The organism is Streptomyces sp. SID14515 (assembly GCF_010548505.1).
Classification (GTDB): domain Bacteria; phylum Actinomycetota; class Actinomycetes; order Streptomycetales; family Streptomycetaceae; genus Streptomyces; species Streptomyces caviscabies.
Genome location: NZ_JAAGMH010000078.1, coordinates 57042 through 77541 on the forward strand (window position 1 = coordinate 57042; position 20500 = coordinate 77541).

Consider the following 20500-nt stretch of genomic DNA (forward strand, 5'->3'; position numbering starts at 1 on the left):
GGCTCTGATACGAGATGGCCCTCGCTGACACGTTCAGCGAGGGCCATCGACGTCACCGAGCGCGGGCTACTTCTTCTTGGCACCCCGCTTGACGGCGGCCGGCCGCCAGGCGCGCAGGTCGTCGTCAGTGAGCCCGTTCTCGCCCTGCACCATCTGCCGGTCGCCCCGGAAGTACTTGGCGGGGGAGGAACCGAAGGTGGCGTCGAACTCGTTGTGCCACTGGTCGAGCCAGGGCTGGAGTTCGAGCAGACCCGCGAGGAACGGGGTCAGCTCCTCGGAGGTCAGGGCCTCGTGGGACGCGATGTACGCGTCGAGCGCGTACGCCTGCTCACGGTGATCCCAGCCAGCCCAGCCGTACAACTCGGGCGTGGCCGCGTTGCTCTGCCCGTACGAGATGAACCGCTCCTTGGGCACGTCGAGCTTGCCGCGCGCCTTCCAGAAAGAGGGCCGCAGGAAGTCGGCGGAGGCGTACTTCGTTGGTTCTGGGATGGTGTCCCGGATCCTCCGCCTGGCTAGCTCGTCCGGGGCCGCGTCCTCCTGCCTCTGGAGATCCCACACATGCTCCCAATCCGCGCGCCTCTTCAACCCGGAGGGCTTGTAGCGCAGGGCGGCGAGGAAGGGCACGTGCTCGCTGGTCATCAGTTCAGCTACGACAGCGTGGAAGTCCTTGTGCGGCTCGTAGATCTTGGCGACGGAGACGAAGTCCTCGTCACGGGAGAGCGCGTCCGTGAGACGGGAGAGGGTGACTAGGGTGGGAAAATCATTTTCGTCGAACCAATGGTCCCGCTTCTCGATTTGTTCGAGCAGCCAGGAATTCAGAGCTGCCCGCTGTAGAGCATCCCAACCCTCAGTGGCCCATCGGCGTTTATAGTCAGGCTGCTCGACCATGCGAATCGCACGGTTGGACTCGATGGCGTTGATGCGTTTCTGGACGATATGGCGGTAGGTGGCGGGCCAGTGAGAGGGGACATCAGTCAGGGGTTTCGCCCCGTGTTGTCTGTGCCATTGAGGTGAGGCTTGACCCGCAGCTACTCGCCGAGCAAGCACAATCTCGAAAGCGCGCTCACCAAGCCTGAGGGGCGGGTTGACCAGGTCATCGGTTTGGTCTCCGGAGGTGTGGAAGTCTTCAGAGCCGAGGTTGTAGAGAGAGTAGATCTGCCAGTCCAGCTCCTCTTGGAGGCTGATCATCTTGGCCAGAGTTTTTTCCCACTTGCTTCGAGCATCGGTGAGGGAGGCTGCCGTTGGAGTTCTGGATTCGGCGATCGCGAAAGGGCTAGATTCGCCAAGTTGCCTCGAGAGAGATTCCAACGACCGTGCAAGGTTCACCGGATAGTGGGTGGGGAGAGGCAGCTTCGCGACGTTTGTTCCAGTGAATTCATAGATCCACGACCAGGGCTGATCGGACTGTCCGCCTCCCGATTCGGGGCTGCCTCCCTTCGGGTAGCTCACCTGTTTGAGCCAGAAGCAAGCTGTTGAGCTGTTGAGTACACCCAGTAGCCCGAGGTGCTTTTCCTCGTCCTCGTCGGCGTGAAGCTTGATGACTGGAGCGGTCTGCTTGAAAAGGGAAGTTCCCCGGTCCAAGGTGAAGTGACCGTGAGAAGAGTCTCGGGCAAAGGAGATCGCCCAAGAGTGTGCGCCTTCGTCCTTCGGGAGCTGATGCCACTGCCACCAGGCCCTCCCTGTCGAATGGTAGGTCCCGCCTGAAAAAGTGGCTCGGTTCCCCAACTCGGTCCGGTATGGCCAGAGTGCAGGAGAATTGGCAATGGTAGTTTCTAGGTCGAGCAGAGTTCGATCTTCCGAGTAGGGATAGAAGGCGAGATTGTTGGTATTTGCCCGCCAATCACGTACCCCACCGCCAGAGACTGTCGGGCGCAGCAGCGAGGACAGTTCGGCGGGCCATGCGTGCTTCGGGCGAATCATGACATCGTCTGCAGCTGTCATTCCTACGTACCCGAAACGCTTTGCCTGATTCCTCAGAATCCCAGGTGAATGAGAATCGATGGCCTCATTCAGCTCAAGCCCTCCATCGGCCAGGATCCATGGTTGCTTGGCGAAATAGCGATCCCGGTCCAGATCGCCGACCGATACCCACGGATTACTGGAACCTGGAGTGTCCAAGTTCTCGACGATGGCACCCCAGACCAGTCCTTCTTCCGCGCGCTTTGGTGCCTTCGGTTCACCCTGAACGCTGCGCACCGTTCGGATGGTCGACGCTCTCTGGCTCAGGCTGCGCCGCTTCCCGATCAGAATGACTGTGGGGGTGCCGTGTCCAGGGATGAATGCACCAGACGTGTCAATCACCTCGACGAGGTCAACTCGGTCGAGCAAGATAATCTCGACCAGTTTCTTCCCGAACTCTCGTTTCATGAAAGAGTTTGCGGTGATTTGCCCGACCATGCCGTATCCGAGCCCGGTCTGGGTATCGCCTTCCTTTGCCAGCTCGAAAAAGCGCTGTGCGAACGGAACCGACAAAGCGTATGTGCCTGAACACGCATCATACAATTCTCGATACAGTTGGTTGAGTTTCTTATCTTTCACTGTGATGTACGGAGGATTTCCCACCACTACGTGGTACTGCCCCTGCTGTAGAATTCCAGGATATTCAAGTACGTCCTCCGTGGAATAAGCGAACGAGGCCAACTCATCCTCGCCCTCCTCATCCCCATCCAGCGTTAGGTTCAGCTCCAACTGCCGAGCCTTGATCAGTGAGTCCCCCACCGCCAAGTGAATCGGCCACTCATACCCGGCCGCCTCCCCCAGCGTCCGCACTCCGCTAGCCGCCATAGCCGCCACCAGCAGCCGGAACCGCGCCACCGCCACCGCGAACGGGTTCAGGTCCACCCCGTGCACTGAGTCCAACGCGGCAGCCACCCGCTCATGCACACCGCGCCCCGGCTGCCCGTCCGCCCACAGCCGCACCAGCCGCCGGAACGCGCCCAGCACGAAGTGCCCCGACCCGCATGTCGGGTCGATCATCTTCAGGCCCTCGTACCCGAACTCCCGTACCGCCGGAGTCATCGTCCGGTCGAGGATGAACTCCTCCACGAACTCCGGAGTCTGCAGCAGCGCGTACGTCTTCCGCGCCGCCTCGCTCAGGTCCTGGTACAGGTCGCCCAGGAAGCGGGTGTCCCAGCCCTTCGTGCCGTCGCCGTCCTCCTCCAGCGGGTCCGTGAAGTCGTGGACGAGCACGCCCTCCTCGTTCCGGGCGCGCCAGAAGTCGACCAGGTCGCGGGCCCCGTCGTGCGACAGCGGGATCTGGAACAGCGGGTTGTGCTTCTTGTCGAAGAGCAGCCGGCCGGCCTGGCCCGCTCCCAGTTCCTCGAACGCCGTCTCCAGCCAGCCCCGGTACGTCGGGTCGTCCGACGTGGACACGTAGTCCTCGAAGCGGGCCAGGGCCAGGTCGCGGCGGTCGTCCTCCGGGGCCGTCAGGTACGGCTCCGGGATCAGGCGGTTGTCCTCGCAGAACCGGACGAAGACCGTGCCCAGCACCCACGCCACCGCGACCTGCGTGACGCGCTCGTCCAGCCAGGAGTTCCAGGTCGCCGCCGTACGGCCCAGCTTCCGGGCCCGGTCGTACTCCGCCCGCAACCGTGTACCCACCTCGGTGACGGCCTTCACCTGCTGGGACAGGTCTGTCTCGGCCGCCTTGACCTGCTGCTTCAGGTCGTTCAACAGAGCCTTGCGGTCGATCATTTGGTTTCTCCCTGGTGTTGCTGGACGCCGCTCCTGGCGGCGGGTACGGACCGGTGGACGCCGTCCACCCATGCGTCCGGAAGTTCGATCCACTCGCCCAGGCCCGCCTGATAGGCGACCGCGACCTGGCCGAGCTTCGGTTCGCGGGCCGGGTCGCCCTGCGGGACCAGCAGCCACAGCCCCCGCCCGCCGTGGCGTGCCGCCTGGGCCAGTCGGTGCAGGACGCCCATCGCGTCGTACCGGGCGAAGACATGCGCGTCCGTCAGCAGCACCGGCGGCGTCCCGGGGCCGCCCTCCGCCAGCAGCTCCCCTACGCGCGGTTCCACCGAGCCCCACGCCGTACGCGCGTACTCGGCGAACTTCACCGCGCCCCGGTGCCCCGGCTCCGCCGCGTCCGCCTTCAGCAGCGTTTCCCACGTCGGCTTCGTGCCCGGCGGGACCAGTGCGTGCAGCGCTTCCAGGAACAACTGCGTCGCCGACACCGCGTGTGCGCCCAGCGCACCGTCCCCGGTTTCGCGCGCCAGGGACCGGACGGCCTTGGGCGAGAGGTCCTGGCGTACCGTCAGAACCCGGTAGCCGTCCTTACGGGCCGACGCGACGAGGCGCTCATCGGTGCGTACGGCGGCTGCCACCAGCGGATCGTCCGCGTAGCGCGTGACCGCGGCCAGGTTCGTCGAGCGGCCCCAGCTGTCCGTGGTGAGATAGCTGGACGCCGCGTCCATCCTCGTCGGGAGATAGCGCAGGGTCCCGGTGTCCTCGCGGGTGGCGAGGGTCAGCTCGAAGCCCGCCTCGCGCAGCGCCTTCGTCAGCGGGCCGGCCGTCGGCAGGTCGGCGGTCGTGCCGCCCCGGCCGTCAGGCACGACCAGCTCCGGGAATCGCGCCCGCACCCGCTCGTGCACATCGGCACCGGTGATCCCCGGCTGCCGTCCCTCCGGAACTCCTGGGATCAGGCGCACGAGACCGGCCTGGGTCAGGCGCAGCGCGCGGACCAGATCCAGATCGCGGGGGTAGATCTCCAGGCGGGGGGTCGCCGCAGCGTTCTCCGAGGCGGCGGCGGCCAGCTCGACCAGGCGGCGTTCGTCCCACTCCACCGTCCCCGGCGGCGGTGCCAGTGCCGCCAGCTCGCCCAGGACTGTCGTCGCTGTCGGCAGGGTGTCCAGCTCCGCCAGGCTGCCAGCCTTCCTGCCCAGCCGGGCCGCGTAGTCAAGGAGGCCGGGAGCCGTCGGGGTGTCCGGAGGGTCGCCCGCTGTCCCCGCGCTCTCGTCCGGCTCCCGGACGTCCAGGGCCAGCAGACCTGCGCCGAGGGACTCGTCGGTGGCCCGCCGGTTGGGCTGGTGCTGGAACTGGGCGCTCTCCGGGTCGAACTGCTCCAGTTCCACCACGGCTCGTACCGCCGCCAGCGCCAGGGCCCGGCGCTGCTCCCGCTCGGACAGCTGCGTACCGCGCCGCACCGCGAGGGCGTCGGCGATCTCCGAGGCGGACGCGATTCGGCCCAGCCCCTTCAGGAGATCCATGATCTCCGCGCGCAGCGCCTGCACGGCCGGGTCCTTCCTCCAGCGCTTCCGCTCTTCCTTGAGCATCTGGTAGACGCGCTGCGGGGTCACTCCCACCAGTTCCGCGACGTCCTTCGGCCGGGGCCAGACCCCGATGGCCGGCAGAACGCCGCGCTCGTTCGGCAGGCGCAGCAGCAGACGGACCATCTCCACCTTGCTGCTGTTCGCGCCGTTGTTGTTCAGCTCCGGCACCAGGATCGTGGCGAGCGTGTCGAGGCTGACCGAGCGGAGCGCCGCCCCCGACAGTCCCGCCGACTTGCCATTCGTGGCGAGGGCGTCGACCACCGCCGCCTCGCCCGAGGTGAGCTGTGCCAGCTCCTCCTTTGCCTCTGCCCGGCCTCGGGCCGTCAGGGGGGACACCGGTGCCTCGCGCAGCAGCTCGCCCCACTCCCGCTGGCGGCGCTGCACCTCGCCCCGGGTCTTGGCACCGAGGCCCGGCGCGTTGACGAGCTTGCGGCGGCTGTAGTCGAGAAGGCCGCCGACGGTGGTGATGTCCAGGCCGTAGAGGAAGGACTGGGCGGCCTCGGTGAGCCCGGCCGCCGAGAGGTGGGTCTCGCGGGTGACGTTCTTGGCGAGCCGGTCGCGCTGCTGCTCAGCGCTGAGCGGCTCCGCGTCCGCGATGGCGGGGCGGCCGTCTTCGGAGACCGGTGCCGGAGTGGTTGCAGGGCGGGAGAAGCTGGACGGAACGGTCTGCGAGGCGTCCAGGAAGATCTTCCGCCAGGCGTCCCGCATCGGCTTCAGCTCGGGAAAGCGGCGGGCGGCGTCCCGGTGGAGGGCCTTCTGGAAGAACGCGACCAGCCCGTCCCGTACCGCAGGCTCGAAGGCGTCGGCCGCTACCGTCGGGTGCGGGAACTCCTGGTGGTCGGTCTGGCGGGGCAGGACGGAGCCGTCGCCCCACTTGGGCAGCTCACCGGAGGCCATCTCGTGCAGGGTGACCGCGACGGCGTACCGCTCCGCGTGGGAGTCGTAAGCGGTGCGGGTCAGCGTGCCGATGAACGGGTCCAGGTAGCCGTCCGTGCCCGCCTCGTACTCTCGCGCCGGATAACCGGCCAGCGAGAAGTCGATCAGGACCAGCTCGCGTGTGCGGTTCGGGCGGACGCGGATCGCGATGTTGTCGGGCTTGATGTCCCGGTGCCAGACGCTCTCGCCCTCCAGGAAGTCGACCGCGCCGAACAGGTACTCCCCGTACGCTTCCAACTGGTCCACCTGGAGACGCCCACTGTCGCGGAGCTGGCGGGCCACCGTCTCCTGGCGGCGCCGGGCGCGCTTGGACCCCGTCTCCGTGTTCTCCGCGTCGTCGTCCCGCTCGTCGCCCACATACTCCAGGGCGAGCAGAGTCCGTTCCGCGATGCGCAGGGGCTCCGGCTCGACGAGGCGAATGACGCGGGAGTCCGGGCGCAGCCGCCCCATCACCGCCGCCTCCCGGGCGAGCACCTCGCCGCGGCCGTCGGACAGGGCCACCTTCAGGACGGCCAGCGGCCGAGTGCCGCGCGCCGCTGCCTCCAGGTCCCGTACCAGGAATGCACGGCTCGTCGAGCCTGTCCCGAGGCGTCGGCGGACCTCCCAGCGCCCGCCCAGGACATCCCCGGCGACGGCTTCCAGCGGGTCCTTCTCCGAAGCCTCCGAGCTGGGGGGAACCGAAGGAGCGGTGAGCGCGTCCTCGACCAGTTCCAGCATCTCCAGGAACTCGTCGACCGTGGAGAGTCGTCGCTCAGGGCTGTACGCCGTGGCCGCCTGCACCAGATCGTCGATGTCCTCGGACAGGCCGTCCACCAGCGAACTCGGACGCAGACCCTCACCCGCCTCCAGCCGGGCCAGCAGCTCGGCCTGGCTAGCGGCAGGTGCTCTGCCGGTGACCAGGAGGTAGGTCAGGACGCCGAGTCCGTACACGTCCAGATACACCGGGTCCGCGCTCGGGGCCCGCAGCTCGGGGGCGAGATAGGCGTCCGAGCCCTCGGCGAGGTGCGTCGTGGACAGTGCTGTCGGGGCGAGTCGGGTCGAACCGGGTGCCGTGCCGCCCTGCTGGGTGGCGATCTGCCAGTCGGAGATCTGCAGCTTGGGGGTCAGCCACGAGGCTTCCTCTCCCAGGGCGTGGTCACGCCGCCCCCGGTCACGGGGAACGACGTGCACCGAGCGGGCAGCGAGCGCCCGGTGGAAAATCCGGCTGGAGTGGGCGGAACGCATCGTCTCGGCGAGCTGCCGTACCAGTGCCATCCGACCAAGGATGTCGAGCTTGTCGCCGTACTGGAGCAGGTACTCGTCCAGGCGCAGGGTCTGCGGGTGATAGTCGAAGATCAAGGCGGGCCCCGCCGAGTGCCCCGACGGGTTGTACTGCTTGAGCTGCACCACGCCCAGATGCTGGAACCTCTGCAGCACCGCGGCCTCGCGCCGGGCCGCGTTCTCCACCGAACGGCGGATGGTGGCGTCCGAGCCGCGCTCCCGCAGGTACACGCGGACACGGGCGGTCTCCGGCAATTCACTGTGTTCAGCGAGGTAGTCCGCCCAGGTCGGCCCGGTATCGAAGGACTTCCGCTTCAGCTCGTAGGGACCGACCTTGAACTCGGCATCGCTCTTGCGGATGCCGACACGGTCCAGCGCCTTCTTGATGTCGCGGGAGCCGGGTGCGGTGATTCGGCGGCGTTCGTCACGCGGCGGCTGCTTGAGCATGGTGACCAGCTCGTCGACGGTGTACACGCCGTTCTGGTCGTTTGCCGGAAGGCGGATGCGCAATGAGCCCTCGGTGAAACAGACGGCCTCGCCCACCCACACCCGCCTGCCGTGCTGGCCCATCAGGCCCGCCAGCTCCTTCGCCTTCTTGTCGACAAGATGCAGCGGATTGCCGTGCGGGATGCGGCGTCCGTTCGGCGCGGTCTGGACCCACGTGCCGTTCTCGCTGGTGAGGGAGCCGTGCCAGTTCTTCAGTTCGATCATGCAGACGCCGCCCGGGGCGACGACGAGCAGGTCCACCTCACGGACGTGGCCGCTGTTCGCGGTGAAGACGAAATTCGACCACGCCCGCCACGGGTCAGCGTCCGGCAGCTGCTCGCGGATGGCCTTCAGCCCACGCCGCTCATGGTCGAACTCCGACTCGGTGACCGTGGTCCACCGGCCTTCTCGCATGTGCTGTCCCCACCCGTTGGTTTCCGTGTCCCCTTGACTACCCCGGGTTGAACTGTGCTGTCCAGCGCGCGGAGTGGCCGGTGCGGGCCCGGAGGAAATCCTAGTCCCGGGCTGAAAGCCGGAAGAGCGAGCCGGGCGAAGGTGCTCAGCCACCGCCAGGAGGTGTGGTACCCGTGCCGGGAGCCGCCCTGCACCCTGCGGAGCCGAGGTTGTCGACCGGTCTGATGCGCGGCCTGCGAGCATGCCAAGATGGTGCTCATGGGGGATATGAACCTGACCTTTGACGACGGCACCGTGGTGCGCCTGCACCTCACTCCTGCCACGCGGGACACAGCTGTGCCGACAGAGCCCCCGGCCGGGCGGCCCGAGGCGGATGCGCCGCGGGACCTGCCGCCGGGCTTCGGCACCGCCCAGCCTGTGAGCGTCCAGAGCCGTGTGGCACAGACGCTCAGCCGGGGTGGTGAAGCGCTCACGGAGGCACTGCGGCCGCTGGGCGGCGTGCTGGACGGCATCCATCAGTCCTTCGCGGACATTGCGCAGCGGCCGGACGAGGTGACCGTCGAATTCGGAGTGACACTCGGTAGTGACCTGAGTCTCGGTGTGTTCTCGGGGAATGCGGAAGCCAGCTTCACCGTCACGGCGAGCTGGAACTTTGCCGGTGCCACTGAGCCGCCCGCGTCCCCGGAATCGCCCCTCGTGACGGACGGAGCGGCCACACCGGCCGTGCCGTGATCGAAACCTCGTATCATGTCTACCTCCCTCCCGAGTGACGCGGCGCTATATCGGTCATTCATGTCCGTCACCGGACCGGACGGCCGATTCGTCGGTGCAGCTGTTCTGATCAGTGAGTCTCTTGTGCTCACCGGTGCACATGTCGTCAACAGCGCACTGGGACGTACACAGTTCGAAACGGCCACTCCGCCACCGAATGCCGTCGTTTCCCTGTGCATGCCGCATGTGGATCCGGACCGGGTCCTGAGCGCGCGTGCCGAACCCGAGATGTGGTGTCCACCGCGCGTCTCCCAACTTCCCGGCAGCGGGCCCGTACCGGTGGGGCAGGCACAGTACTTCGGAGACCTGGCCGTGCTCCGGCTCAGCGAGCCCGCTCCGCACGGTGCTGAGCCGGCCGCCTTCCTGCCGGAGCGGGAAGGGCACGAGGTCGTCGCGCTGTGGGCCAGTGGCCATGAGCTCACGACCCTGCGCGCAATGCCCCGTGCCGTCGCCGAGTCCTGGATCGCGTTGGACGTCATCGGGGGCGCGGCCTACGAGGGATGCAGCGGAGGGCCTCTGTGGGACAGGACACGGGAAGCTGTCGTCGGCATCGTGATCGCCACTCATATTCCGACGCCGGGTGGCTCCGATGCCGCAGGGAGTCCCTCGAGCCTGTACGCGATCGGACTGCCCACGATCGAGGCCGAGTTGCCGGAGCTTCCGCCGCTAACCGTACCCACGGCGGTGAAGGGGCGTCAGCAATTGCTGCTCGCTCTGGAACAGCTTCTCCCCGGCGGTAACTCCGTGCGCGTGTGCGAGGCGAGGCTGTCCGCGAAACTCCGCAGGGAGTCGGCCGGGCAGGCTGCCGACAGTTACCGGCTGCTTTCGCTCGCCACCGGAGTGCGCCGAGGCGTGCCGGAGTTGGTGGACGTCATCAGGGAGTACATGGTGGACTCCGGCCCGGTTGGGTTTCCGGCCGGGAGCGCGCATTGGGACCAGCTCCTGTGCGCCGCGCGGGTGGTCAGTCCACGAGAACTGCTCACCGTGCAGCAGCGGCGAGACCTGGTCGGTCTCCTGGTGCGTTGTGACGGGGGAAGAGCGGACCTTGCCGGTCTGCTGCGTGCCGTGCTTCCGTACGTCGACGAGCTGCCCCCCGTGCAGGGGCTCGTGGACGCGACCGATTCGCTTGAGGGGTACGACCAGCCCGGCGGACGCCTCGTGCCGCCGCTGCTCCAGGCCGTGATCCGCATCGGACTCACGGAGGGTGCGGCAGAGAGCTCGGTGGCGCAGGACCTGGATGCCTGGGTCGACAGGGTGGCCGTCCGGCTGGGAGTTCCCACAGCCGCCGTCTACCAATACCGCCAGGACGCTCGGCAGTCCTCCGCCACTCGTCGCACCGAGGGTGTGGGACCACGCATCCAGATCGAGTTGCTGCCTCTCGCCCCGGGCCATCGCTTCACCTACCAGATCTGGGTCTGGACCGGCGAAGGGCGTCATGAGGTCGTCCAGGTCCAGGACTCCGAAGTGACCAGCGCGCAGGTCGTGGAGGGGATCCGGGCAGCACTGCGGACCGAAGTCCAGGAACACGTGGATCAGGCTCAGGTGGAGTTCTTCCTGGCACCTGCCTGGCTACGACTCGAGGTCGATACCTGGCGACTGGCCGGGGACGACGAAGAGAGTGGCTTCTTCCTCGGCATCAGTCGGCGCGTCGTTCTGCGAAGCTCCGGCCGCACGCGCGACAGCTACGCCGGCTGGAGGCGGCGCACCGCAGCACTCACATCCTCCCGGCCCGTAGTCCTCGACCACCGGTCGACCGACCCGGAAGTGGCACAGGCTCAGCTCGAGGCGGTTCCGAACGCCGGGATCGTCATCATGTGCTGCGAGCAGAAGCACCAGAGCCGGATACTTCTGCAGTGTCTCCAGGCCGGCGTGCATACGGTCCTCTGGAACCGGCAGGACCACGACTCCCATGCCGCAAAGCAGCTTCTCGACCTGTTGCACGGGATCAGCCACGTGGACATCCCCGAGACGGTCCGACTGGAGCGGGCTCGAGCGCTGGCGGACCCTGACTGCCTGACACACCACGGCCGCCGACTGTCACTCCTGTACGACGGCCCCGACCACCGGCCGCCGCCGTTTGCCCCTGACCCCTGGGCACTCACTCAGCCCTGATCCCACCTGCCTAGGAGAGCGACCGTGCCGCACAGCGCAGAGTCCGGACCCGAACACGACTCCGTAGCGACCCCGGAGAACTGGTGGGTGTTCCGAGGACCGGCAGACCTGCCGCCCCCACCCCCATGGCGGGGCATCGCGGGCTCGCCGGGGACTCAGGCGGCTCAGGAGTATCTGCTGAGCCCGGAGGACGTGGCAGTTGTCAACACCGCACTGCACCTGCGCCGCCCCCTGTTGGTCACCGGACGCCCGGGGACCGGTAAGAGTTCTCTTGCGTACGCTGTCGCCGAGGATCTCGGGCTGGGCGATGTGCTTCGCTGGCCGGTCAACAGTCGCTCGACGCTTGAGGACGCGCTCTGCCGCTATGACGCGGTTGGCCGACTGCGCGAGGTATCGCTCGAACGTGAACGGCGCTCGACCCGGGGGGCCTCCGGGAAGCTCAGGTACCGTGCCCGGGGCCGCCACTCGGACATCGGCGACTTTTTGCGGCTCGGTCCGCTCGGGACGGCCCTCGCCGCCCGGCGTGGCCCTCGGGTGCTGCTCATCGACGAGCTCGACAAGGCCGACATCGACCTCCCCAACGACCTCCTCGTGGTGCTGGAGGAGGCGCGGTTCGAGATTCCCGAGCTCGCCAGGCTCCCTGAGGGGCAGCAGAACGTGGAAGTCCTCGTCACCGGGAGCCGGGAGCGCGTTCCCGTGAACCGGGGCACTGTCACCTGTGAGAACTTCCCGATCGTCGTTATGACCAGTAACGGGGAGCGGGACTTCCCGCCTGCCTTCCTGCGACGCTGCGTGCGACTTGACCTCCAGGACCCGGGAGAGGAGAAACTTCGCGACATCGTCCGGCTGCACCTGGGCGACGAAGCGCTGGCCGAGGCGGAGGACCTCGTCCAGGACTTTCTGCAGAGAGCGGCCACCCAGACCCTGGCCACCGACCAACTCCTGGCCGCGGTGCACCTGCGGGTCACAGGCACCGACCTCACCAGCGAACAGCTGATTAACACGGTCATGCGGCGTCTGGACGAGGCATTTCCGGCATGATCGACCGTCTGCGACGGGTGCTGGACGAGCTCGGCTACCCGGTGACCGGCGCGGAGCTCCTTGACGTACTCCTGCTGGCTCGCACTCTGGAGGCGAGCAGAGCCGCCGCGTCCGCCGGGAGGGCGCAGGACGGGGCGACAGGTGGTGGGGAAGACCTCCTGGCCGACCCCTCGTCGCTGCCCGATGACGACCACGAGGAAGAGTCTGAGCCGCTCGCGGCCTCCGAGGCCCGGCCACGCGACCCGGACGAGCCGACCGAGCCAAGGCCTTCGCCGGGAGGGCGACGCCTCCTCTATTCCGACTCCGGGACATGTGACCCATCTGCGGGCTCGGCCGCCCGCGCTGTCCGCGTCCCCGGGCCGCGGACTCTGCCTGCGGCACTCCAGCTGGTCCGTTCGCTCCGGCCCTTGCGTGAGCGACAGGACCACCCGCACCGTACCGCCGTGGACGTTGAGGCCACCGTCAGGCAGACGGCTGAGGCGGGCCACTTCGACGTTGTGCTGCGCCCCACCCGCGAACTGCGGAATGTGGCCGTGCTGCTGGTCGACGACTCTCCGTCGATGAGGGTGTGGCAGTCACTCGTGACGGAGGTCGGACGGCTCCTCGAGCGCAGCGGCGTATTCCGCGCTGTCACCGTCCGTCGCATCGGTTCCCGCGGACTGCCGAGCGGACACCGATCCGGGAGCCTCAGGTCGGAGGCCACCCTGGTGCTCACGGACGGCGTCGATCCGGTCTGGAGGACCCGCGCGGCGGCCGATGCCATCGCGGCTCTGGGAGCACACGGTCCCGTGACTGTACTGTCTCCGTTGCCTCAGCGACTGTGGCGTGTCACTGGGCTTCAGCCCGAGCCCTTTCTGCTGTCAGCGGCCGAACGCTTCCCCACGGCAAGGCAGCTGAACGTTCTCGACGCGTTGACCGGAGAGGCCCTGCAGCCTGCTGCGGACCGTGTTCCCGTGCCCGTGGTCGCGCTCTCGCCGTCTTCGCTCGGCTCCTGGGCCCAGCTGATCACCCGCCCCACGACGCCCCGGTTGATGCATGCCACGGTCCTCGGGGCCGCTCATGAGGAACGTCCGGATGGGCCGGCTTCCCCCGCCGTGGCACCGGATCAGCTGATCGCGGCCTTCCGTGGATCCTTCTCCCCACAGGCGTACAGTCTGGCGGTCAGGCTCTCCACCATCAGTCAGTTCACCCCGCTTCTGATGCACCTGGTGCGCATCGCCACCCTTCCTGACGCCACCTCGACACAGGTGGCCGAGGTTCTGTTGGGCGGCCTGCTACGGCGTGCGGACGAGGACGTCATGCCCGCGGAGCTTGCGGGGGCGCTGCGAGAAGAGGGCCTCTACCTGTTTCGTCCCGGCGTACGCGAGCTGTTGTCGGCGGGGTTGAGCCGGGTTCAGACCCAGGAGGTCACCGAAGCCGTAGGCCGCGCGCTCGAGCCCTACCGTGGCCGGCTGCCGGACTTCGCGGCTCTCATGCCTGCCGCGAACGGCGCCCTCACGCTCTCGGAAGGGGCGACACCGTTCGCGGTACTGACCAACCATCCCGACTCCCCCGAAAGAGAGGTCGAACCGTCGGAGCTGCCGCCCTCCGACAGCCCAGCCCGGGTGGCGGCGGCCGATGGAGCGGCCTTGGCCCGTGGTTCCGCCGCAGCCGTCGTGGACGAGGCACGGAGCGGACGACTGACCGAACTGCTCGCCGAGCAGTTCGTCCGCGTCCATGGCCAACGACCGGCTCCGGGGGACGTTCGTCTGTGGGAACAAGGCGTCCCCGAACTCGCGGCGGTCCTCTGCGAAGCTGGTCTCTCGCAGGTCGAGCTGCTGATCGACTACACGCTGCCGATGAGCAGCAAGCGGGCGGATGTCGTCCTCGCCGGACCGAACGCGGCTGGTTCCGCTCCGTCGTACGTCGTGGTTGAACTGAAGCTGTGGGCGGCGGCGACCACGGATCCGGACGATCCCGCCCTGTGCTCCGTCGACACCGTCCCACGTCCTGTCCTCAACCCTCTGGAACAGGTGCGCGGCTACCGCGAGTACCTGACCCGCTTCGGCGGAGGTGCCGCCCGGTTCCGGGACCGCTTCAGTGGTGTCGTCTTCCTGCCCAGGGCTACGGAGCGCGGGGTAGCCGGTCTGAGAGAGAGACAACAGGGAGGGCAGGAGCTGCTGTTCACGGGGGAGGGGAGACGCGAGCTCGCCGCGCATCTCCGTGCGAGGTTCAGCAACCGGCGCCCGGGGGTGGGGGCGGCTGATGAACTCCTCCTCGATCGACCTTTCATCCCACCTCAGTTGATGTCGGTCGCCATGCAGGAGGTCAAGGAACGGACGCAGTTCGTCCTCCTCGACGAGCAGCAGGTGGCTTACCGTGCCGTCCTCGAAGCGGTACGTGCGGCGAGAAGCTCCGGCCGGAAGGAGGTCGTCGTGGTGACAGGCGGCCCCGGTTCGGGAAAGAGCGTGATCGCGCTGTCACTTCTCGGAGAGCTGCACAGGCGCGGGACGACGGCTCGGCATGCGACCGGCTCGGCGTCGTTCACCAGAACTATGCGTGCGATCGTCGGCGCAAGGAGTCCCGAAGTTCGGGGACTTTTCACATACTTCAACAGTTTCATGTCGGCTGAGCCCGACAGCGTCGACGTTCTCATCTGCGATGAGGCCCACCGGATTCGCTCGACCTCCGCGAACCGCTACACGAAACCTGAGCTGCTGCGCACCGGCAGAACCCAGATCGACGAGCTCATCGACGCGGCTCGTGTTTCCGTGTTCTTTCTCGACGAGGACCAAACAGTACGTACAGGAGAGACGGGAACGGCTGCGGGAATTGCCGCCGCGGCGCAGCGCAAGGGCCTCGCCGTTCGAACTGTGCCGCTCGACGGCCAGTTCCGCTGTGGTGGCAGCCGCTCCTTCCTGCGCTGGGTTAACCGGCTTCTCGGCCTGGAACCGGACGGCGCCACCACCTGGGAGCCGGACGGCCGGATGCGGTTCCTCGTCGCCGACACCCCGGCGGAGATGGAGTCGTTCCTTGAGGAGCGTCGGACCGAGGGGCTTAGTGCCCGTATGACCGCGGGGTACTGCTGGCCATGGTCAAGAGCGTCCCGGCAGGGAGATCCACTTCCGCAGGATGTCGTGATCGGGAACTGGGCACGGCCATGGCCACTGAGCGACGAGAGGGGTTTTCCCGGGGTGCCGTCGGCCTCCCTGTGGGCCACCGACCCTGCGGGGTTCGGGCAGGTGGGCACGGTCTATTCGGCGCAGGGGTTCGAGTACGACTGGGCCGGAGTCATCATCGGCCCCGACATGGTCTGGCGCGACGGACGATTCGTCACGGACCGCACGGCGTCGAAAGATCCGTCTTTCACCAGGCAGACGACTCCGGACGTCGAAGCGGATCGTATGATCCGGGCGACGTACAAGGTACTGCTGACGCGCGGCATGGCGGGGACGGTCGTTTACGCCACGGACGCCGAGACGCGTGAGCGGTTGCTCGCCCTGGGCGGGCAGCCTGTGGGCAGAGGCGGGCGCCGCCCCGAGGAACTGCTGGACCCGCCGCAGCGCGAAGCCGCCTACCGGCCTTCGTACAACGGTCCGGCACTGGTCACAGGAGGGCCTGGCACGGGAAAGACGCTGGTTGCCCTCCACCGGGTCAGGCATCTCCTGCTCCGGTCGTCCGACGCCCGCATCCTGCTGACGGGCGTGGCGGCCTCCTCTGTTGCCGTGCTGCGGCAGGGCCTGGCCTCACTCGTCGGGCACGACTCGACGCTTCTGGATCGCGTGGACGTGTGGACCGTCGACGCCTATGCGCGTGAGGCCGTGGCGCGGGCCGACCGTAGAGTTCCCCACGTCGTGACGGCCTTGCAAGAGCAAGCGCTCTGGAACCGGGTCGCGGACCGGATCGGCCGGGGGCTGACCGGACATTTCCTTTCCCAGGAGTACCGGCAGGTCGTCATCGCACAGGGGCTGCCGGATAGGGAGGCCTACCTCACGGCGTCCCGGAAGGGACGCGGAGCGGCCCTCCCGGCCGCACGGCGGGAACTGGTCTGGTCGGCGATGGAAATGTTCGAGGCGCAACTGCGTGATGAGGGGCGTGACAGCCGCTTCGGGCTGTGTCTTCGCGCCGCGCGGCTCCTCAGCACGGAGGGGATGTGGACCTACCGCCATATCGTGGTGGACGGCGCGCAGGACCTGCATCCCGCGCACTGGCGGGTGCTGAGGGCTGCCGTCGAACCCGATGCGGATGACCTTTTCATCGTCGGCGATCCGCACCAGCGCATCTATGACACGAAAACGTCGTTCCGCTCGCTCGGCATCGCCGTCGCCGGGCGCTGCACTCGACTCGACCGCAGTCACCGCTCCACAGCGGAGATTCTGAACTGGTCGACGCGACTCCTGCGGTCCGAACCGGTCGACGCATTGAGCGGTGACGGTTTCGACACGCTGGCCGACTATCACTCCCGGCTGCGCGGCTTCTCCCCTGACGTCATGGGCTACGGCTCCGCGGGCGAGGAGGTCGCCGGCCTTGTCGACCGGGTGCGCACATGGATCGGCCAAGGCATCGGGCCGGCCGACATCGCCGTGTGTGCTCGTTCCCGGGAGACATTGGCAGCCGCTCGCGGAGCGCTCCAGGAGGCCGGGGTCTCGGTGGCACCTCCTGGCAGTGCGATCGAGGCGCGGACGGGGGGAGTGAACCTGGCATCCGTTCATGCGCTGAAGGGCGCCGAGTTCCGCTGCGTAGCCCTCATCGGAGTGAGCGCCCGTGAGTGGCCGTTCGGTGGCCCGAATGCTCCGACGGAGCCGCAGCACGCGGATCCGGTGGTGGGACGCATGATGTTGTTCGTCGCCTGCACACGAGCGAAAGAAATGCTCGCCGTCTCCTGGAGCGGAGAGGCAAGCCCTATTCTGATGGAGGCCGTGGCCCTCGGCTGAGGAGTGCGCGGGCAGGTGTTCTTCACGTCAGCATAGCCGTCCCGGGCACGCGCCCGGGACGGCTACGAGGGCGTACGGGCGAGACCCTCACCGCCGGAAGTGCGACCGCCGTGATGGCTGGCCTCCTCAGGGCGCGCGGTCCCCCCGTGTCGAGGTCTCGTCGAGGAGCTCGTCGAGATCCTTCAAGCGGTCCAGGCCCTTGACCGCCCTCGCCATGCGGTGGTTGGCGCTCAGGGCGGTCCGGTGGCGGTGCAGGAAGGCCCAGTAGCCCGCCGTGTACGGGCACGCGTGCTCGCCGGTGCGGTCGGTGGGGCGGTAGGCGCAGGGCGCGCACAGGTCGCTCATCTTGTTGATGTAGGCGCCGCCGGAGGTGTACGGCTTTGTCGTCATCCGGCCGCCGTCAGCGTACTGCGACATGCCGACGACGTTGGGGAGCATCACCCAGTCGTAGCCGTCCACGAAGCAGCGGTGGAACCAGTCGGTCACGGCGGCCGGGTCCCAGCCGTCCTGGAGGGCCCGGCTGCCCAGCACCATCAGCCGCGGGATGTGATGGGTCCAGCCGGTGTCCCGGACCTGGGCCAGAGCGGTGGACAGGCAGCTCGCGGTGACCGCGTCCGCGTCCAGGTCGAGGAACCAGACGGGCAGCGGCGCGGTGTGGCGCAGTCCGTTGCGGCCCCGGTAGTCCTCGCCGAAATGCCAGTAGAGCTGCCACACGTACTCCCGCCAGCCGGCGATCTGGCGTACGAAGCCCTCGACGCTGTTGAGCGGGGCCCCGCCGGAGCGCCAGGCATCCTCGGCCCGCTCGACGCACTCGGCGGGGTCCAGGAGCCCCAAGTTGAGGGGGGCGGACAACAGGCTGTGGCTCATCGTGGGGTCGGCCGCGAGCATCGCGTCCTCGTAGCGGCCGAAGTCGCCGAGACGGTGCGAGACGAAGCGCCGGAGCGCGGCCAGCGCCTCCCGCCGGGTGACGGCGAAGCGGCGCGGACCGTCGCGGCCGACGAACGAGACCTCCCCGTCACGTTCCCAGCGGTCGAGGTCGTGGCGCACCTCGTCGTCGATCCCGCTCTCGGCCGGGCTGTACGGAGCGGGCACCTCCAGGGTCGAACACCCCTGGGGCGGCGGCTCGCGGTTGTCGTGGTCGAGGTTCCACGTCCCCCCGGCGGGCTCGTCGCCGTCCATGAGCAGCTCCTGGCGACGGCGGACCCACCGGTAGAAGCCCTCCATCCGCACACGGCCGCCGGTGTGCTCCTTCGCCCACGCCTCGAACTCCGCCCGCGGCAGCAGGAAGCCGCGGGCCGGGAGGACGTCGACCTCGTCCCGTGCGGTCACGAAGTCCAGGGCGGCGCGGGAGGTCGGGTGGCAGACCGTCAGGCGGTTCCCGCGTCCGTCGAACCCGGCCTCCGCCAGCCCGTCCGCGTAGGTCTCGGACTGTACGTAGCGGACGCGGTCGCCCAGTTCGGCCGCCCGGTGCCGCATCGCGGAGAGGACGAGGTGGGCCTTGGCCCGGTGGAAGCGGCGTCTGCGTAGCACGGACCGGGCCTCGATCATCAGGACGGGGGCGTGTGCGTCCGGTCCACCGCGGCGGGGGTCCAGGAAGTGGGGGCCGAGCTGGTCCCCGAAGAGCCAGTGCGTGCGTGGTGCCATGAGGTGTGCCTGTCCTGCAGTCGGGTACCCCTCCGCCAGGCTAGGGAAGGCGGGGAAGGCCCCGGCGACGCCACGCCGGGCCTCGGGAACCGCCATCTGCCGGGCGGGCGACGGCGGCAGTTCGACGACCGTCCCTACCGAGAGGAGGACGCCACGGTCATCCGGCGCAGGCCCGTGTACTGGAGCGCGGTATAGATCGTCACGATCAGCGCGCCGATCAGCAGGAACACCGTCCCGAACCCGTTGAGCGGCACGAAGTCCGCGAAGGCCGTCACCACGCACCCGACCGCGCACAGGGCGTTCACCGCGACGACGCCCCTGGCCAGGGCGGGCGGGATCACCGGATAACCCGCGATCAGGGCGAGGCAGGCCGCCCCGCCGATCTGGAAGATGCCGAACGCCACGGCGAAGGCCACCGGCATCCCGGTCGCGGAGCCCAGCGGCGCGGCGGCCGCGATCAGCACGACGCCCATCACGGCGGTGCTCACGCTGTCGACGCGCAGCACCAGACGGAGGAACCGGGCGGCGTCCCGTGCGGGGGCCGTCTCTGCGGACGGGGCGAGGGTGTATGTCATCTCGGATCTCCTTAGGCGGGCGGGTCGATGACACCGTGCCACGCCTCAGGTACCGGACTCCATGACCTCCGAGGTCAAGTGCCGCATGGCCGTCGCGGGGCTCCGGATACGGTGGGGTCATGGAGACCGAAGAGCCGCCCCGGGTGGGCCTGTTGCTCCGCGCATGGCGGCGACGTCGCAAGCTCAGCCAGCTCGACCTGGCCCTGATGGCGGATTCCTCGACCCGGCACCTCTCCTGCGTGGAGACGGGCCGCGCCCGGCCGAGCCGGGAGATGGTCCTCCGGCTCGCCGAGCACCTCGACGTCCCGCTGCGGGACCGCAACGGCCTTCTGCTGGCGGCCGGTTACGCCCCCGCGTACCGGGAGTCGCCGCTCGACAGCGAGCGGATGACCATGGTCCGCTCCGCGGTCAGGGCGATGCTGGCCGGCCACGAACCGTATCCGGCCGCCGCGATCGACCGGATCTGGGACATCGTCGACCACAACGACGCGATGTCCCTCCTGCTCGGCACCGTGCCGCCGCACCTGACGGAGTCGGGCGGCAATGTGATGCGGCTGATCCTCCACCCGGAGGGGCTCGCCTCGCAGTGTCTGAACTTCGCCCAGGTCCGCGCCCACGCGCTCGGCCGGCTGCGACACCAGGTCGACACCACCGGCCACAGCGACCTGCGGGAGCTGTACGAGGAGGTGTCCGCCTACCCGGTCCCGCCGGACCTCGACACCGACCCCGGCCCGGTGGACCCGACGGGCATCGTCGTCCCGCTACGCATCCGTACGCCGCTCGGCGACATGGCGTTCTTCAGCACGATCGCCACCTTCGGGGCCCCCGCCGACGTGACCCTCTCGGAACTCGCGGTGGAGTCGTTCTTCCCGATGGACGAGCAGACCGACGCGCTGCTGCGCACCCTGGCGGCGATGAGCGGCGAGGGCCGGTAGCGGCGCGCCCCCGGGCCGGCGGCGGTCGGTAGCGCCAAGCGCTGCGCCGACGGCGGTCAGTGGCGCGCGGTCCTGAGCCGGCGGCGGCAGGTAGCGCCCGGGCCTGAGCCGGCGGCGTTCCATGGTGGCCCGGTCCTGGGCCG

9 protein-coding genes are annotated in these 20500 nt (G+C 68.5%); 5 read left to right on the forward strand and 4 right to left on the reverse strand.

Annotated features, from left to right (window positions below; translation table 11 throughout):
• Nucleotides 1–66 precede the first annotated feature (66 nt).
• Both pglX and pglW read right to left on the reverse strand, forming a co-directional pair.
• Nucleotides 67–3693 (reverse strand): BREX-2 system adenine-specific DNA-methyltransferase PglX, encoded by a 3627-nt coding sequence (pglX, locus tag G3I54_RS15540; RefSeq protein ID WP_164615111.1) that lies wholly within the window; start codon nt 3691–3693, stop codon nt 67–69.
• Nucleotides 3690–8366 (reverse strand): BREX system serine/threonine kinase PglW, encoded by a 4677-nt coding sequence (gene pglW, locus G3I54_RS15545; protein ID WP_164615113.1) that lies wholly within the window; start codon nt 8364–8366, stop codon nt 3690–3692. The genes pglX and pglW overlap by 4 nt, the downstream gene beginning before the upstream one ends.
• A 249-nt stretch (nt 8367–8615) precedes the next feature.
• Here pglW and G3I54_RS15550 point away from each other — a divergent pair, with 249 nt between their 5' ends.
• From G3I54_RS15550 to G3I54_RS15565, 4 genes are all read left to right on the forward strand, one after another.
• A complete protein-coding gene (locus G3I54_RS15550) occupies nt 8616–9098 on the forward strand; it encodes a CU044_2847 family protein (RefSeq protein ID WP_239144388.1) in 483 nt (160 codons plus the stop codon).
• A gap of 60 nt (nt 9099–9158) precedes the next feature.
• The gene (locus tag G3I54_RS15555; protein WP_239144389.1) at nt 9159–11249 is read left to right on the forward strand and encodes a trypsin-like peptidase domain-containing protein; all 2091 of its coding nucleotides are present in this window, start codon (nt 9159–9161) and stop codon (nt 11247–11249) included.
• A 108-nt stretch (nt 11250–11357) separates the two neighbouring features.
• On the forward strand, nt 11358–12290 hold the full coding sequence (locus G3I54_RS15560; protein ID WP_239144395.1) for a MoxR family ATPase: 933 nt from the start codon (nt 11358–11360) through the stop codon (nt 12288–12290).
• The gene (locus G3I54_RS15565) at nt 12287–17203 is read left to right on the forward strand and encodes an SAV_2336 N-terminal domain-related protein (RefSeq protein WP_275407968.1); all 4917 of its coding nucleotides are present in this window, start codon (nt 12287–12289) and stop codon (nt 17201–17203) included. Before G3I54_RS15560 ends, G3I54_RS15565 begins: the two co-directional genes overlap by 4 nt.
• 126 nt (nt 17204–17329) lie before the next feature.
• On the opposite strand, the gene G3I54_RS15570 is transcribed toward G3I54_RS15565, so the two are convergent.
• Entirely contained in the window at nt 17330–18847 is a 1518-nt protein-coding gene (locus G3I54_RS15570) for a cryptochrome/photolyase family protein (protein ID WP_164615120.1), read from the reverse strand.
• Nucleotides 18848–18981: 134 nt separating this feature from the next.
• Nucleotides 18982–19422: a hypothetical protein gene (locus tag G3I54_RS15575; protein WP_164615122.1), complete on the reverse strand. Its 441-nt coding sequence runs from the start codon at nt 19420–19422 to the stop codon at nt 18982–18984.
• 119 nt (nt 19423–19541) lie between these two features.
• On the opposite strand from G3I54_RS15575, the gene G3I54_RS15580 reads away from it, so the two are divergent.
• Nucleotides 19542–20357, forward strand: coding sequence for a helix-turn-helix transcriptional regulator (locus G3I54_RS15580; RefSeq protein WP_164615124.1), 816 nt, complete (start codon nt 19542–19544; stop codon nt 20355–20357).
• Nucleotides 20358–20500: the final 143 nt, after the last annotated feature.